The organism is Nicoliella sp. ESL1120 (assembly GCF_058508515.1).
The window spans coordinates 1,117,368-1,136,560 of record NZ_CP196383.1 but is presented as its reverse complement, the minus strand read 5'-3'; the positions used below and the strand labels follow the sequence as shown (position 1 = coordinate 1,136,560).

At 46.7% G+C, this 19,193-nt stretch carries 1 protein-coding gene (only partly in view); it reads left to right on the top strand.

What is annotated here, in order from left to right; translation table 11 throughout:
* The first annotated feature begins 96 nt into the window (after positions 1-96).
* Positions 97-19,193: the 5' portion of a beta strand repeat-containing protein gene (locus ACSYTE_RS04895; RefSeq protein ID WP_491716345.1), read on the top strand. 14,446 nt of this gene lie beyond the right edge of the window; the window shows 19,097 of its 33,543 coding nt (coding positions 1-19,097); its start codon is at positions 97-99; its stop codon lies off the right edge, out of view.

The following is a 19,193-nucleotide window of genomic DNA, read 5'->3' as shown; positions in this document are numbered from 1 at the left end:
ATAAATTTAAATAGGAATTATGTATCGATCAGTATAATGAGACAATTGATTAATCATTGTATCAATAGTAATATCCAAACATAAGGGGGAATTACTTTGCTTTATAACAAATATCAATTTAATAAAGTAAATGATAAAAAAGTACTTAGAAAAGTTAAGAAGCAATGGGTTGTTGTTTCCTTATCAATGTTAACAGTACTTGGTGGAGGGACTGCCATCGCCAACGAGACGGTTCATGCCGACACGACTGGGGATGCTAACTATACTTCTGACGGTTCGAATGCGGATCGTGATGAATATAATGCGGACTCAAGCACCAATGCAAGTTCTAGCACGACTAGTAGTTCAAGTAGTGCTGACTCTAGTGCTGCTAATAATAGTGGAAATAACGTTAGTTCAAGCCTAACTAATGCTTCTAATCAAAACAGTAATTCAACAAGTAGCGCGACTGATACGAGTGCTGCTAAGGATTCTAGCAGTACGACTTCTGCTAGTTCATCAAGCGATAATAATGCTTCTAGTTCTGCTAATAACAGCAGTTCTTCAAATGAGCAAAGCGCAAGTAGTGCCAGTGGCGATAACGCTAGTTCACTCAGTGTTAGTTCACTCAGCTCTAACTCTACTTCTAGTGACAGTATCAGTAAAGATGCTAGTCTATCTAGTGCTGCGCTTTCATTAGCTGCTAAGGCGACTGTATCTAGTAGTACAACTAAGAGTACTGATAGTTCATCGACTTCGAATAGCTCTTCACAAGATAGCAGTTCGACTACTGATCAATCTAGTACTGCTTCAGACAATGCAGTTCAATCTAGCGTGATCTCAGTTAGTGCTGCTAACGTAAGTGATAGTGCTTATGTTACATCTTCTCAAATATCCGATCTACAAACGGTAGTAGCTAATTCCAATAACGTTGTTTCAACGTTAGATGTTAACAAGCTATCTGCTTCGGATGCGGCGAACGTGGAGTTGTTGTATCGGGATGCTGATGATGGATTAGGTGATACTGATACCAATAGCCTAACTTCAGCCATTGCTAGTGTTAGTACAGCGATTGCTTCTGCTAATTCAATAGCAGCTCAATATACGCAGGGAAGTAATCAAGTGACTTCAGCTTCTGCTGTGGTAAATTCTGCGAACATCCTGTCGATTCGTTACGCCGATTCATCCACCAATACAAGTAGTAGTGCGGCTAGTAAGGGGGCACTGTCCGCTAGTTCAGCCTACAGTAGCTTATCTGCCTACGTTACGACAATGACGCTACAAAGTGTGTTTGCAACCAATGCATTAACCACGTTAAATTCTTTATCGGCGGCACTATCGGCTGCTTCAAGTGCTTCGGCAAACGGGGCCACTTTAGACGCCTCTTCGATGACGAGTCTATATAGTTCAGCTGCATCCGTTGCATCTTCAACTAACGGTTATTACACCGCCAATAGTAATGCGTTATCAAGCCTTAGTGCTGGGACAGTGGTCGTTAGCAGCTATGCTACGATAGTTTCCAGTGCCACCAGTGCGACAGCATCACAGGCCTCTGTGAATGCCAATAGCGCAGCGACGGCCAGTGGGTTCATTAACGTTACAACGGCATCGCAGTTTGATGCGGCAATGTTAAATTCCAATATTACCCACATTAACGTCGATGGAAACTTTAACTTGTGGAGTAAATACTATAATAATAATGACAACGTTTCTAACTCCCACAATGGGACGACCTTTACTGTGAACGGTTTGCGGATGGATGGAACCACGTCCACGATTGACTTTGCCGGAGCTTCTTATAATGTTTTAGGTGCGTCCACCGTAATCATGCAGAACATGACGGCATTTGGAACGGATTACTACGGACCAATTACCGCTGGTAGTTTCACTCCTCCTAAAACTCCTCAAAATTTGTACTATGATAATATTACCTACACTGGGAGTCAATTAGCCTTTGCTACAGGTACTAAACTATTTTTAGGAAACCCAAATAATATTGCAGATACGGTTGCCCAGCAAAACGGCGGATCCATCAATGTTAATGATAATCCGGTCAAGAGTACCGTTATTATTAACGGTGGGAAAAACTACGATGCCTATGCTGTAAATGCGCAATATAATACCGGAACGATGCCGACGAATAATAACTTAGGTGTCTTAACCAATGGAGTTGCCCAGGCAGAAGGATGGCCAATGGGTGATAAATCTGCGAACAGCGGTGGTTCTAACCAACAAAACTTCCAAGTTGCTTCCGTTGAATTTTTGCCAGGATCTACGTTTAATGGTTCTACTTATAACGGGAATGTTTTGGAAATCACGGCTGGTGGTAATGCTACCGTTGACCATGGAGCTAACGTTACCCTAAGACCAGCTGGATATGGTGCTGAAGATCCAGTAGTTAATAATATGAATGCTGGAATCTATTTAATGGGGACTGGGAACGTGAACGTTAATGCCGGTGGTGTTTTGAACGTTAATCCGTATGTTAATCCTAATACTAATTATGCTGTATACTCAAGTTATACTATGCCTGTTGCGATTTACTCAGCTGGTGGTGGAAACATCAATGTAGCTAATGGGGCCCAATTAAATGTTACTGCCGACGGTTCTGGTGGAACTCAAGCTCCTTATTTTCCTGGTGGTCAAAATGGATCTGGCTTTATTTACTTAGCTGGAGCTTCTAGTATTAACGTTTCTAACCAAGGACAATTAAACATTGTCGGTAAAAATTTAGGTGGAATTTCTACTTCTGCAATTTACATCTCAGGAAGTAGTTCCATGAATTTAAATAGTAAGTCAGTCTTTACTGAAAGTGTTGATGGTACAGGTGCAATTACTTTAATTAACGCCCAAGGAAATGTTGTTATCAATGACCCTGAAACAATTAAGATGAAGTCTAATAATGTTTCTGGTTCTGTAATGATGGCCGGGGGAGTTACCATTAAAGGACAAGCGGTTACATTTGTTGATGCTAATGGTAACAAATATGGACCATATACAGGGGTTATTCTAAACCAAGCTAGTAGTAGTAGCGGGGTCACGGTTCAATACTTTGATCCCACGACTGGAAAGACATCTACTACCCCCACTGGTTACATTTTGAACGGAACTACCTTTAGTCAATCACTATCACCTCTTACAGGAGCTAATCAGGGACTTAGCAATTATATCGAAATGGACCACGTTCAAGATGTCCAAATCGGGGGAGTTAATTATAATTCTAAAACTGGATACATTTCTGGATGGGCTACCCCAGGTTCTTACATTAAGATTCCATATTATCAAAGTGCCAATACTACTAACGCGCCTTTGTATGCGGGAGATTCTTATGAAGCATCCGATGATACAAACGATAAGGGTGTTTGGTATGTTACTAAAGCAGATGGAAACGGAAATTGGAATTTTACGATTCCTAGCGATCAATTGAGTGATGTTAATACTGCTTATCAAAGTTACTTGCTCTATGTTACAGCCCATTTGAACACCATTAAAGCCACCAAGGAAGCTACCGTGAATGTAATGGCATATGATGATGGTAAGGATGGCCAGACTGCTAACAGCAATGAAAGTAGCAGTAGTGGATCACTTTATAATGATTATACTGCTGGTGCGAACTATGCTAAGGGTTATAACCAAGGTCAAAATGATATTAACTTTAACAATGCCATTTACAACAATACAATTGATTATCAATTAGGGTATGAAAACGGGTACGCATCAAAGCCAGATACACTTGCTGGTAGCTACTATGCGACCGCTAAAAGTGCGGTTACTGCTAACCAAAGTTTATTTGTGCCGGTTGGAAGTAGCCAAGCAGCCGTAGCTAACAGTGCCGCCTCATTTGCTAGTTCGGCTTACTCATCAACGGCATCAGCTTGGTCTAAAGCCGTTAGTGCTGCCTCTCAATATTCCTACTTTACATTTCTTTCATACTATAATAGTCTTCAGGCCGCTCAAGCTAGTACCATTTCTTCTGCGCAAAAGACGATTGCTGACAATTATTCTGCTGCAATTTATAACTTAAGCGTTGCTGCCAGTGCTTATTCAGATGGAAATCTACAATTCTTTGGGAATGCAGCTTCAACTCCAGCTACGAGTGGTGCAATTGCGAGTGCTTCGGCTACTACCAATTCCAGCTATGCGCTCTCTTACATGAGCCAAGCCAGATCATTAGCAGCTTCTGCTGCCACTGCAATTAACGCTTCGGCATACATCACATTAGCAAGTTCATATGCAACTATTTTATCAGGGACTGCTAATGTTACCACTTCGGATTCTTCAGTTACTTCATCCGCATTGGCTGCTGCTCAAGTTGGTTATATAGCATTGTCAACAGCCGTTTCTGCTGCTTCTTATGCTGCATCACTTGCTAGTTCAAATTCAGTCGTTGTTGATGAATTGATTTCTCAAGCTAATGCAGGGATTTCTAGTGCTAACAGTGCAGCTGCTTTGGCTTCTGGGGCATCTACGTTTGCTTCAGCCAACTCTCAATCTGCTACCAATGCTAAATCTAATGCTACTAATCAAACTAATAGTGCATCAGCTGCCAATAATGCTGCTGCTAGCGCCTATAGTAGTGCCGCAATCATTGCTTCTTCTGCTAATGCTAAGGCAAGTAGTGCAGAGAGTGTTGCTAGTGCAAACGGTAATACTAGTAATCAGGCGACCCTAAGTTCAATTGCTAGTGGAATTAGTGCTGCCACTTCGGTAGTATCACAACAAACTTCACTTGCTTCTTCGGCCTCATCAACAGCTACGGCTCAATCAAATTCTGCATCGTCAGCTTCTGACGCACTTTCTTCTGCAGCAATTGCAATCTTTTCAAATGCTTCATCAGCCACGTCAGCTGCATCCATTGCTCAGTCATATTATAATAGTGTTTCAGCATTAAGTGGTTCGGATGTTGCGGCTGCGTCAGCTGCTCTAACTAGTGCCGTATCATATGCAAAGGCTGCACAGGATCAAAAGTCCTCAATCCAAGCCGCTATTGACAGTGTTAATGCGGCAGTTACTTCAGCACAAGGACAAGCAATAGTAGCTTCACAAGCTGCTGCTGCGGCAGCTGATGCAGCAAATTCACTAGCTGGGCTTGCTGGTAGTTTAGACAGCTTCAATTACGATCCAACTGACGATGAAAACAGTGCAAGCGCTTTAATGAGCCTTGCCTCTGCTGCCGGGAGCACTTATACAAGCTATTCCAATGCAATGCCGCTTGTCTCGCAAAATGCTTCTGCACAGGCTGTTAATGCACAAAGTACAGTTACGAGCGTTAGTGCAGTTAAAAATGCTGCGAGTGCTCCTGCCAATACGCTGTCCAATGCACAATCTTCTACTCCGAACAATGCCCTTATTAGTAATTACGTTAGCCAAGGATCAACTGCTGAATCTAATTTAGCATCATATGCCTCCCTAGCTGATTCAGTTAGTAATGCAATTGTTGACCAAAGTTCAGTTGCGTCTCTGGCCAATTTATCTCTGGCAATCATAAACTCCAGTAGTCCAACTCCATTGGCCAACGCTAGCAATGCTTATAGTAACGGGAGCGCTGCTTACAGTGCCGCTTCTGCTAGATTAAGTAGCGCTACTAAATCATATTATTCTTCAGGATATGCTGAGTTACTTCCAGCGCAAGCATCTGCTGGTGCTGCTCAAGGGGCTTATAATACATTATCTGGAGCTGGTAGCGTCCTATCATCACTCAACATCCAATTGAGTAGTATTAAAAATGAAATGGCCACCGAATCAGCTAACATTTCTAATGCCGCTGCTAGTGCTTCCTCCGTTGCTGCCGATGTCAGCAATATGTATAAAAACGTTTCATCAGCCCAAAGTTACGCTAATGATGCTAATTCTGTTCAAGCATCTAGTGCAGCTACTTACAGTACGCAAGCGTCGAGTTATTCGGTTTCGGCAAGTGCTTCTTCAAGCATGGCTACAACCTATGTTAGCTCGATCAACACCCAAAGTACTGCTGTTAGCTCAATGGCTAATTTGTACCCAGTCAATGCGTCGAATGATTCTACGACTTCAAGCGTGGCTGCGGTCGTTTCGAGTGCTGCTGTAACCATTGCGAGTGCTTCTTCTACTGCAATCTCCGCAAGTAATGACGCAACGAGTGCTACTTCGGACGCATCGAATGCTAATTCATCAGCTAATGCTGCATCAACTTCTGCTGCTAGCTACGCAACTGCTGCAAGCAATGCGTATAGTGCAGCCTCTTCGAATGCAATCCTAGCAAGTAGTGCATACTCAACTGGTGATAGTGCTTCTGCTTTATCATATAGTGCCCAGGTTGCAAGTAGTGCGAGTGCGGCTCTGAGTGCTGACAATGCGGCTTCATCTGCTAAGATTAGTGCCCAAAGCTATGCTTCGCTAGCATCCAGTGCATCGGTTAGAGCATCAATTGATGCTTCGATCGCAAGTTCAGCTGCTAGTGCTGCTAATATCGCCTTCAACAATGCATCGAGTGCGGTTAATAATGCGAATACTAGTGGATCCACTTCTGCTAACTCTGCTAATACTAGTGTTAATAATCTTTCAGCTCAGGCCGCAGCGGCTTATAGTGGGGCTAGTATCCAAAATGGAATTGTTGATTCTGCTTATTCTCAAGCTCAATCGGCTTCCACGGTGGTAAATAGTTATTCTGCTGCTGGTAACAATAGTGCTGCGATTGTAAATAGTTACGCTAGCGATGCCGTTAATTCTGGAAATCAAGTAATTATCAGTGCGCAGAGTGCGATCAACTTAATTAATAGTCAGCTGGGTTCATTGAGCAATGATGCGTCAGCTCAAGTATCCAATGCATCAATTGCAGTTACACAAGCTAGTTCTGCTTTAGCAGGTTACAGTGGCTATAGTGATGCTATTGCTACTATAGCAAGTTTGGCTTCTTCATACTATGAATTAGCCCAATCTGCGGCATCAGCAGGGAACTCTGCAAATGTTAATAAATATAACTCATTAACCGCAAAGGAAGCTGCTACTACTAGTAAATATGGACCATATCTTACTACAATGTCTGGTACGATGACAGGTATTGTTAGTTCAGCCCAAGCCTATGCTAGCCAAGCCATTTCAGATGCTAATTATGCAGCCACTTTAAGTGCCTCGATCACCGCTCTTACCAACAGCGCCGCCTCCGCCAGTGCGGCTGACAGTGATGCCAGTGCTGCGGGGAGCTACTCTAATACTGCTGGAAGCTACTCTGGAAATGCACAGAGTTCTAGTTCGATGGCCAACTCTGCCTCGACTGCGGCATCGACTGCGGCTAATAGTGCTAGTAATTCGGCATCGACTGCGGCTAAAAGTGCTGCTGATGCCAGTTCAATCGCTAGTTCAATGGCGAGTGCGGCCTCTGCTCAATCTAGTAATGCAGCGTATAGTTCGTATGCTTCCCAGGCAACTTCGGAAGCAAATGATGCTAGCAGCGCCGCTAACAAAGCATCTTCTGCTGCTAGTCGGGCTAATAGTGCCAATTCAGTGGCCAGTTCGCAAAGTGCCATTGCATCCAGTGCTTCAGCTGGCGCCAGTTCGGCTTCAGCTGCGGCTTCTTCAGCTGCGAGTGCGGCTTCTTCAGCTGCAAATAGTGGGGATAGTTCCACAGCTAGTTCTGCGCGGAGTGCCGCTAGTTCAGCTGCTGCTGCTGCAAGTACTCAGGCCAGCATCGCTAGTGTAGCGGCATCGACCGCATCGAGTGCTGCCGCTGATGCTAGCAACGCTTCTAATGATGCTTCGAATGCTTCAGCTATCGCTAGTTCAGCCGATAGTGCTGCCCAGAGTACCGCCAGTGCGGCTGCTGGGAACAGTAGTGCTGCTACGAGCGGATCCGCCAGCGCAAATTCGATCAATAGTTCTGCTTCCTCTTATAATAATTCCATTGCAAATGACGCTAGCATACTCAGCGGATACGTTAATGCTGCCAATAGTTACGCTTCCGCCGCTCGCTCGGCTGCCGTTGCCACCAGTGGGCTCAATAGTTCAGTCGGGAGCATTGCAACGCAGATTGCATCCTTAGCATCTGCGAACTCCTACAATACGGTTATTTCTAGCGCCAATTCAGTTGCAGTTGTCCAAAGTGGGATTGCTTCGCTTGCGTATGCTGATGCTGTGAACCAATCATCAACTGCTAATTCTGCTGCTGGGGACGCCGTTGCGGCTTCCAACCAAGTTAACCGTGACATTTCCGCTGCTGCTTCTAACTACGCCAAGGTTTCGAATGCGGTTGTTTCCGCTAACAGTGCCTATGCTGCCGGAAACGTTAGCCTCGGGAATTCCTTTGCTACTAACGCTTCGAATGCTGCGGCTGCGATGTCCGATCAAGCCAATGACATTAGTTACCAGTCATCAGTGGCTTCAGTGGCTCAAAATACCGCTTCTGCTGCGGCTAGTCAAGCTATCATTGATAAAAGCAATGCCGACCAAGCATTGTCTGTAATTTCAGTCGCCTTTAATTCGGCTTCTGCTGCCAATTCGACGGCTTCATCTGCTTCTACCAATTCATCTACGAACACTTCATCTGCCAACAGTGCTAGCTCAGTTGCTAACAGTGTTAACAGTGCTAACTCGACGAATGCCAGTCTTGCTAGTTTATACGCCAGCATCGCGGTTTCATATGCTAGTCAAGCAAGCAGTAACTTCGCCAGTGTTTCTGCTGCGAATGCTACGATTGCAAGCATTTTTGCTTCGAATACTGCGAACTCGACGCTATCTACCTACGCTTCCGCTGCTAATTCTGCTCAAGTGGCCATCAGTGGCTACAATAGTGATGCTGGGCTTCAATCTAGTATCGCCATCAGTGCTGCTAGTGCAGCCGGTTTGCTCCATGCATCCGATGCGAGTCTATTGTCTAATGTCAATAGCTATTCTGCGGCCGTGAGTTCATACGACTCAGCTGCCAATTCTTATTATCTAGCTGGGAACGTCTCCAGTGGTGATACGAATGCTTCGAACGCCAAATCTGCGGTAAATAGTGCTAGTTCAGTTGCGCAAACGATGCTGAATAATTCTGGCTCAATTCAAGATTTGACTAATTCAGCTAGTGTAGCTGCTTCTAAGGCTGCTGCTGATGCTAGTGGGATTGCCACTCAATTGAGTTCCTTTAATAGTGCCTCATCCGCATTTTCAAGTGCGGCTTCTAACGCTAGTAACGGTAATTCTGCCGCAAATAGTGCTTCTGGAATCTTCAGTAATATGAATAGTGTAATGAATTCGGCCTTTGGTTCTAATTCCGTTTTCATGTCTGAAATTGCTTCTTATCAAAGTTATATTCACAGTGTCAATAGTTCGGTTGCTTCTGCTTATCCAACTGGATCTGGACAGACTGCATACGTTCACTCCTACTTTGCGAAGGATCCTAATAATACTACCTTCAGCACTGCTAATTCACAGGTAAACGAAGGTTTCAATACTGTTAATACTGCCAGTGGTGGAACCCAGGTTGAAGTTTATTTGATTGACAGTTTAGCTCAAAATATTACTTCACTATGGAGTCAAATGCATGCCATTGCTGGCGGGATTGCCCAATACTCAACTTCCGTTTCAAGTTTATCTGCAGCGGCATCTGCTGAATATGCTAAGGGTGATATTACGGGTGGAAATGCCTACGTCTCAAATGCCAATTTGCAGGCAAGCAGTGCTAATGCATTATTCGGCAGTTTTGCGATTGCGACCTATCCAATCGAGTCGTTAACTACTGGGGCTGGATATGCGGTAACTTCTACCGGGACATATTCATCGGCAGCTGCATCTGGTTATACCGAAATTGCGAATGCCTACGTTTCCGTTTCCAACTATGCCACTTCCGCTGCTAGTGGTGGGACTTCATCGGCGAACTCAGCACAAAGTTCCGCTAATTCTGCCAACTCGGCTGCTTCAACTGCTGTGAATGGAGCCAATGCTGATGCATCGAAGGCCTCTCAATACAACAAGGACGCCTCATCTGCTGATTCAGTTGTTACTAGCTACTCCAATAACGCGACCCAGCAGGGGACGGTGTTGAGTAACATCGTTAGTCAGTTCAGCGGATCCAGTAATGCGGCGTTAAGCAGCGCTAGTTCGCAATACAGTGCTGCTAGTTCAGCCTTAGGCAGTATTAAGTCCAGTGCTGATTCTTACGCTGCTACCGCTAGTTCGCAATACATTATCGCCAGCAGTGCGGCTAGTTTGACGAACAACGACAGTGTTGCTGCCAGTGTTAACGCTAGTTTGGCAAACCAAGCTGCTTCGCAGGCCATTTCTGCTAATACTGCCCAGAATTATACGCAGGCGGCTTCTTTGACTGCGAATGCATCTAGCTATGCGTCTGCTGCTGCGTCTGCCGCTGCTGCTGCGCAAACTGATAGTGGCAATGCTGCTACTGCAACGCAAGCGGCTTCGGTTGCTGCTTCTCAAGCAGAAGCCGCCCAAAGTGATGCAGCTGGATACAATACTTCCGTTAGCGTGGCAATTTCCAATGCCCAAGCGGCTGTTTCCGCCACTAGTGACGCCAGTGCTGCATCTAGTTACGCAAGTCAAGCATCCAGTTACAATAATAATGCGCAAAACGATAGTGCTGCGGTCCAAAGCGATGCCAGTGCGGCAAGTAATAATGCTACTTCGGCATCTAACAATGCTGCGAGTGCATCAACGACTGCAAGCACGGCTGCCGCCAGTGCCAGTGCTGCCCAATCAACTGCGAATGCCAACAAGAGTAACGCTGCAATTCAATCGTTAGCATCGAGTGCTTCCACTGCTGCTTCAACGGCTGCATCAGTTGCTTCCATTGCTAGTTCAGCAAGTAAACAGGCTGCTGCTGATTCATCGAATGCGATTGTCCAAAGCAGTAATGCTACTTCAGCAGCAGCTGCTGGCTCAAAGGCTAACAGTATTGCAAGTAGCGCCGCTAGTGCTGCCTCCACGGCTGCCCAATCCGGGAATTCTTCGGCTGCAAGTACGGCGCGTTCAATCGCCAGTTCGGCTGCTAACGACGCTTCAAATGCCGCTAGTGCTGCCGCTGCTGCTAAGTCGGCTGCGGACTCATACGCAAGTGACGCTAGTTCCGCCAACAGTACTGCATCCAGTGCCAACAGTACTGCATCTTCTGCATCCAGTACCGCATCCAGTGCAAATAGTGCCGCTAGTTCGAATGCTTCTGCCGGAAGTGGGGCTTCAAGTGCTACATCTGGAACATCGAGTGAAGCAGGTAGTTACAATGGGGCTACTAGCATCAGCACCAGTACCGCGAAATCATACGCTAACTCGGCATCGTTCTACGCTTCAGAAGCTAGTTCTGCTGCCGTAGCTACAAGTAACTTCAATACGCAAGTTACTAGCAACGCGACTGCTGCCAATAGCTTAGCTTCTGCTAACGGGCAAAACCAGATCGTGCAAGCACAAGCTAAGTTGGTTAACTCTGCTTCTGCTGCCGCAGCTGGCGCTCTTTCTGACGCTAACAATCAATCCGCTGCTGCTAACAGCGCCTATGCGAATGCATCCAGTGCCGCTGCCAGTGCGATCGCAGCTTCGACCGCTGCCAGTGTGGCCGTAAGTAACGTTAACAGCTTGGTTAGTGTTGCCAATAGCTACTACACTAATGGTGACGTTACCAACGGTTCCATCTTTGCTTCCCAAGCATCTGCAACTGCTTCTGGGATGGCCGCATTATCCACTGCAGCTTCCAATGCCGTGATTGCTGCTTCCAGTGCGACTGTTTTGGCTTCCAGTGCTGCATTGGCTGCCATCTCTGATCAAGCCGTTGCTTCATCCGCTGCCAGCGTTGTTGCCAGTGCCACTAGTGCCGCTAGTTCAGCCGCTAGTCAAGCATCTGGTGCTAACTCGAACGGTAGTAGCAACAATAGTACCGCTAGCAACGCTAATACCGTTGCCGGAAGCGTGGTTTCTGCGAACGGAACCAACGCTAGTTTGGCGAACTCATATGCATCGAATGCATCATCATCCGCTAGCTTAGCTTCTTCCAATGCAGATAGTGTTACCACGGTTAACAATAGTATTGCTTCCTTAGTGAGTGCCAATGCATCGAATGCATCACTTGCTAGTTACGCTGCTTCAGCTAGTTCGGCTAGTTTTGCAATCTCAGGATTTAATTCTGATGCGCAAATACAAAAGAGCTTGGCTTCCAGTGCTGCAAGCGTTGCCAACTCAATTCACAGCAATTCTGATGGCTCATTGAGTGCCGCAATTTCAACGGCTTCAATCGCTGTTTCCAATAACGTAGCTTCCGCTAACTCAGCTTACCTTGCTGGAAGTACCACCGATGGGGATAGTTTTGCTTCTGCCGCAAGTTCTGCTGCTGCAACTGCAAGCACTGCTGCTCAAGCAATGCTCAATAATTCTAGTGCCATTCTCAGTTACACTAATATCGCCAGCACGGCTGCTTCTAAGGCTGCTCAAGATGTCCAACAAATGGGCGTTCAGATCAGTTCATTTAATAGTGCCGCTAGTGCTGCCAGTGCTGCAAACTCCGCTGCCCAAAGTGGTGGTAGTACCGGTTCAAGTGCAAGTAGTCAGGCTTCATCCGCTAGTTCCGCAACTTCAGCTTCCGGATCGATTGCCGCTATAAATGATAGTGTTATCAACTCCGCTTACATTGTCACAAGTTCAGTTGCTGGAACAATGACGAGCAATGTTACTTCCGCCAACTCAATTGCAAACTCGATCAATGCATACCTTAACAATGATCCAACGAACTCGATCTTTAAGAGTGCAGCATCAGTTGCTACTAGTGCTGTTACCGCGGTTAATAGCTTTAATGCCGATGCTTCATTACAAAATAGTATTGCATCTACGGCTTCTTCCGCCGGAACTTCACAGGTGGCATTAATCGCTTCCGCAAGTGCAAGTGTTAGTGGGGCTGTAAATAGTGCTAACAGTTACTATGGTCAAGCCCTTAGTGCATACGCTACCGGGGATACGATTAGTGGATCCATTTATACCAGCAATGCAGTTAGCTATGCTAATAACGCTAGTTCCATCGCAGTAATTGCCACCAGTGCGGCAAACAACGTTACTAGTTGGGCTTCCACGGCATCGATTGCTGCTGACAACGCTAGAAAAGATTTAGCTAGTGCATCTAATGTCATTGTTTCAATGACTTCAGCTTCATCTGGCGCTTCATCTGCTGCATCCAATGCTGGATCAGGCACATCTTCTGCTACTTCCAGTGCAAGTAGTACAGCTTCATCCGCAAGTAGCACTGCAAGTAGTGCCGCATCCGATGCGAATGCGAATGCTAAGATTGCATCGAGTGCTAATTCAGTTGCATCATCCGCTGATGCCGCCGTTACTAGCTACTCCAACAACACTAATGGTATGAGTTCTGCCATGAGTGCAATCGTAAATAATTCCACTAACGCAAGCAATGCTGCAATTAGTTCTGCTAATTCGGTCTTCAACAGTGCTAGTTCTGGTTTGACCAGTGCCAAGACCGCTGCTGATAGTTACTCTGTAACCGCTAGTTCCGCTTACAGTGCAGTTAGTTCCGCTGCCTCCGTTGCTAATAGTGCCAGCACGATGGCCAGCATCAACGCAAGTATTGCGAGTGCCAACGCTTCCGCTGCTGCTGCTGCAACATCAGCTGGAAACTACGCCCAAGCTAATTCATTGAACTCCAATGCCTCCGCTGCGGCAGCCTCCGCTGCGCAAAATGCTGCTGATGCGAATGCTGCTAGTTCAGTTGCTGCTTCAATTACGCCTGCTGCGGTCAGTGCTGCTAGTTCTGCTAGTTCCGAAGCTGTTGTTGCTTCTGGCTTTAACAGCGCCGCTACCTCTGCTTACCAAAGTGCTGAAAATGCTAGTTCTGCTGTAAGTTACGCTAGTGCTGCGGCAATTTCTTCTAGCCAAGCATCCATTTACAATGGTAGTGCCCAGAGTGATAGTGCTGCGGTTCAATCTGATGCTAGTGTTGCAAGTAATAACGCTACTTCGGCATCCAACAATGCAGCGAGTGCAGCAAAGACTGCCAGCACAGCTGCTGATAGTGCTAGTGCTGCTTCAGCAACTGCCAGTGCCAACAAGGACAACCCTGTAATTCAATCGTTAGCATCGAGTGCTGCTGCCGCGGCCTCATCGGCTGCTTCCGCTGCTGCGGTTGCTAGTTCTGCTAATACGCAGGCTGCTTCTGATTCCTCGAATGCAATCGTACAAAGTGGTAGTGCTAATTCTGCTGCCGCTGCTGGATCAGCTGCTAATTCGACTGCTGCTTCTGCCGCTTCTGCTGCTTCCTCTGCTGCTCAAAAGGGTGATAGTAGTACTGCATCAACAGAGGCATCGATTGCTAGTTCTGCTGCGAATGCTGCATCAGCTGCCGCTAGCGCTGCCGCTGCTGCGAAAAAGGCTGCTGACTCATACGCAAGTGATGCTAGTTCTGCTAACAGTACCGCATCTAGTGCTAACAGTACTGCATCTTCTGCATCTAGCACCGCATCCAGTGCGAATAGTGCTGCTAGTTCAGCCGCATCAGGTTCCACTGCTGGATCAGGCAGTGCATCACAAGCTAACAGTGCCGCTGCTAGTGTATCATCAGCAGTAGATACTGCTGCCACCGTTGCCAACGCTGATGCCAGTGGTGCTGAAGCATCTGCTAAGATTGCCAGTTCCGCTGCGACCGTAACCAGTGGTTACAATAGTACGGCTGTATCACAATCTGCTGCGATTGCTAGTTTAGCTTCTGCTAACCCAAACAATTCCGTAGTAAGCAGTGCCAATAGTGTTGCCATTGCGCTTGCTAGTCAAATTGCTAGTTACAACACTACGGCTTCCAGTGCCAATGTAGTTGCTTCCAATGCTGCAAGTGCCGCCAGAGCTGCTGCTAACCAAGCCAGTTCTGATAGTGTTGCCGTTTCTAATGGTGTAACTACCGTTAGTGCATTGGCTAGTCAAGCTAACGCTGCTTATGGTGCAGGAAACACAGTTGCTGGATCGATCTTTAATGTTCAAGCATCCAGTGCCGCTGCTAGTCTAGTTGCTTACCAAACTGATGCCCAATCTCAATCGAGCATTGCTGCTTCAGCATCTACAGCTGCATCTATTGCTGCAGCCATTGCGGTTGATGCTGAAAAGTCTGCATCAAGTGTCGAAGTATCATTATCCAGTGCTGATAGTACCGCATCTAATGCTGCTAGTGCTGCCAACAATGGATCTAGTACCGCTACTTCAGCTAGTTCAGTTGCCGCTAGTGTAACTGCAGGTGACAGTGCCAATGTTTCCGCTGCTAACTCATATGCAGCCCTTGCATCTAGTTATGCAACTACTGCTAGTGATGCCGCTACGAGCGTAAATACTGTTAACAACAGTCTCGCTAGTTTGGCGCAAAGCAATAATGTTAACCCATTGATCACTAGTGCCGCCAGTGCTGCTAACTCTGCTAATACTGCCATTGCTAGTTACAATGCTGATGCGCAAAGTCAAAAGGCAATTGCATCTGGCGCCGCCTCTGCTGCAACGAGTGTTAAAGCAACTGATGAAAGTCTTAGTGCATCCATTGCATCTGCATCTAGTGCAGTTGCTAACAACATCGCTGCTGCTAATTCAGCTTACATTGCTGGTAGCAATACCGCTGGGGACAGTTATGCTAATCAAGCTGGTGTTGAAGCATCCAATGCTTCCACGTATGCACAATCAATGGTTGCTAATTCCTCTGCCATCGCTAGTTACACTTCAGTAGCCAGTGTGGCTGCTTCTAAGGCTGCTGATGATGTTCAAAGCATTGCAATTCAAGTTAGTTCATTCAACAGTGCTGCCAGTGCTGCTAACAGTGCCGCCAGTGCTGCAACGAGTGGAAGCAGTGCCGGAAGTAGTGCTGCATCTGAAGCCGGTTCCGCATCTGCTGCTACTTCAACGGATGCTTCCAATGCTAATGCTAGTAGTGCTGCTGTAAGTACTGCTTACAGTACCGCTAGTTCCGCTTCTAGCGTTGTCAGTGGCGACGTTCAATCAGCTAGTGTCATTGCTGGTTCAATCAACTCCTACTTCAACAGTAATTCTAGTGACTCCGTCTTCCAAAGCGCATCTGCTGTCGCATCCAGTGCCGTTAGCGCAATTAACGGCTACAACTACGATGCTGCTACGCAAAAGAGTATTGCTGGAAGCGCATCGACTGCAGTTACTTCACAAATTGCTGTAATTAGTAATGCTAGTTCCGCAATTTCCAGTGCTATCAGTGCGATTGCTAGCGCTAATACGCAAGCTAGTGTTGCCTACATGACTGGGAAGAATGCTGATGGATCTAGCTACACCGCAATTGCAGTATCTATTGCTACTGTTGCAAGTCAACAAGCCGATAGTGCAGCTAGTGCTGCTGCTGCAACGACTAGCTTAACGACAATTGCCCAAACTGCTGCTGATCAAGCCGTTAAGGATGAAAGTGCCGCTTCTGGTGCTATCCTTTCAATGGTTGCTGCTAAGGCCGGTGCTGATGCAGAAGCTGCCGCCATTGCTTCTTCAGGGGCTTCAGGAGACAACTCTAAGGCCAGTGGTGCTGCGAGTGGTGCTGCTTCCGATGCCAGTGCTGCAGGTAATTCTGCTACTTCTGCAAATTCAGCTGCTAAGTCAGCAAGTGCTGCTGCTGCTTCGGCAAATGCCGCTGCCTCTGCAAACCCAAGCAATACGGTAATTAGTTCAGCAGCTGCTGCCGCTAATTCAGCTGCTTCCGCTGCCAACTCAGCTGCAAACGATGCAAGTTCACAAGCATCGATCGCATCGAGTGCTGCGACTGCTGCTTCTGGTGATGCAAGCACTGCCAGTTCTGCTAATAATGCTGCATCTAATGCTAATAAAGCCGCAAATAGTGCTGCTGCTGCCGCAAGTAGTGCTGCCCAAAGTGGTGATAGTAGTGCCGCATCATCAGCTGCATCAATTGCCAGTTCAGCTGCTTCTGCTGCCAAGGCTGCCAGTGATGCTGCATCCAGTGCCGCTAGTGCCGCTAGTTCACACGCTGCAATTGCAAGTTCAGCTTCTAACCAAGCTGCTAATGACAGTAGTGCTGCTGCTAGTGCTAACTCTGCTGCCACGAGTGCTTCCAATGCTGCTAGTTCAGCCGCATCTGGTTCCACTGCTGGATCAAGCAGTGCATCACAAGCTAACAGTTCCGCTGCAAGTATCGCTAGTGTAGTTTCTACGGCTGCCAGTGTTGCTAATGCCGATGCTAGTGGGGCAGAAGCATCTGCTAAGATCGCTAGTTCTGCTGCGACCGTAACCAGTGGTTACAACAGTACTGCTTCATCACAAGCTGCCGCGGTTGCTAGTTTAGCTTCTGCTAACCCAAACAATGCCGTAGTAAGCAGTGCCAATAGTGTTGCCATTGCGCTTGCTAGTCAAATTGCTAGTTATAACACTACGGCTTCTAGTGCCAATGTAGTTGCTTCCAATGCTGCTAGTGCTGCTGTTGTTGCTGCATCTCAAGCTGCTAATGATAGTGTTGCCGTTTCTAATGGGGTAAATACAGTTAGTGCATTGGCTAGTCAAGCTAACAGTGCCTACAAAGAGGGAAATGCCACTGGTGGATCAATCTTTAATTCTCAAGCATCAAGTGCCGCTGCTAGTCTAGTTGCTTACCAAACTGATGCGCAATCTCAATCTAGCATTGCTGTTTCAGCATCTACAGCTGCATCTACAGCTGCTTCCATTGCGGTTGATGCTGAAAAGTCTGCATCAAGTGTCGAAGTATCATTATCCAGTGTTGATAGTACCGCATCTAATGCTGCTAGCGCTGCCAACAATGGGTCTAGTACCGCTACTTCAGCTAGTTCAGTTGCCGCTAGTGTAACTGCAGGTGACAGTGCCAATGTCTCCGCTGCTAACTCATATGCAGCCCTTGCATCTAGTTATGCAACTACTGCTAATGACAGTGCTTCTAGTGTTAATAGTGTTAACAACAGTCTCGCTAGTTTGGTGCAAAGCAACTCTACTAACCCAGTGATTATCAGTGCCGCCAGTGCTGCTAACTCGGCTAATACTGCCATTGCTAGTTACAATGCTGATGCGCAAAGTCAAAAGTCAATTGCATCTAATGCCGCTGCTTCTGCTACGAGTGTTAAAGCAACTGATGAAAGTCTTAGTGCATCGATTGCATCTGCATCTAGTGCCGTTGCTAACAACATCGCTGCTGCTAATTCAGCTTACCTTGCTGGTAGCAATACCGCTGGGGACAGTTATGCTAAACAAGCTGGTGTTGAAGCATCCAATGCTTCCACGTATGCACAATCAATGGTTGCTAATTCCGCTGCCATCGCTAGTTACACTTCCGTAGCCAGTGTGGCTGCTTCTAAGGCTGCTGATGATGTTCAAAGCATTGCAGTTCAAGTCGGTTCATTCAACAGTGCTACCAGTGCTGCTAACAGTGCCGCTAATGCTGCGACGAGTGGTAATACTGCCGGAAGTGGGGCTTCATCAGAAGCTAGTTCCGCAGCTGTTGCTACTTCAACCGATGCATCGACTGCCAATGCTAATAGCGCGACTGTAAGTTCTGCTTACAGCGTTGCTAGTTCTGCTTCCAACGTCGTCAGTGGTTACGTTCAATCAGCTAGTGTCATCGCTGGTTCGATCAACTCCTACTTCAACAGTAATTCTAGTGACTCCGTCTTCATTAGTGCATCATCTGTCGCATCCAGTGCCGTTAGCGCAATTAACAGTTACAACTCCGATGCTGCTACGCAAAAGAGCATCGCTGGAAGTGCATCAACTGCGGTTACTTCACAAATTTCTGTAATTAGTAATGCTAGTTCCGCAATTTCCAGTGCCATCACTGCCATTTCCAATGCTAATACGCAAGCTAGCTTTGCATTTTCAACTGGTAAGTACTCGGATGGATCCAGCTACACATCAATTGCAGTATCTATTGCTACTGTTGCAAGTCAACAGGCTTCCTCTGCAGCTAGTGCTGCTGATGCAACGACTAGCTTAACTAAGGTTGCAAGTACTGCCGCTAGTCAAGCCGTTACCGATGAAAGTGCCGCTTCTGGTGCTATCCTTTCAATGGTTTCTGCTAAGGCCGGTGCTGACTCAGAAGCTGCTTCGATTGCTGCATCTGGTGCTTCAGGTAATAATGCCAACGCCGGTGGTGCTGCGAGTGGTGCTAAATCAGATGCCAGTGCTGCAAGTAATTCTGCTGCTTCTGCTGGTTCAGCTGCTAAGTCAGCTAGTACAGCTGCTTCTGCCGCAAGCTCAATCGCCTCTGCTAACTCAAGTAATGCTGCAATTAGCTCTGATGCATCAGCCGCTGC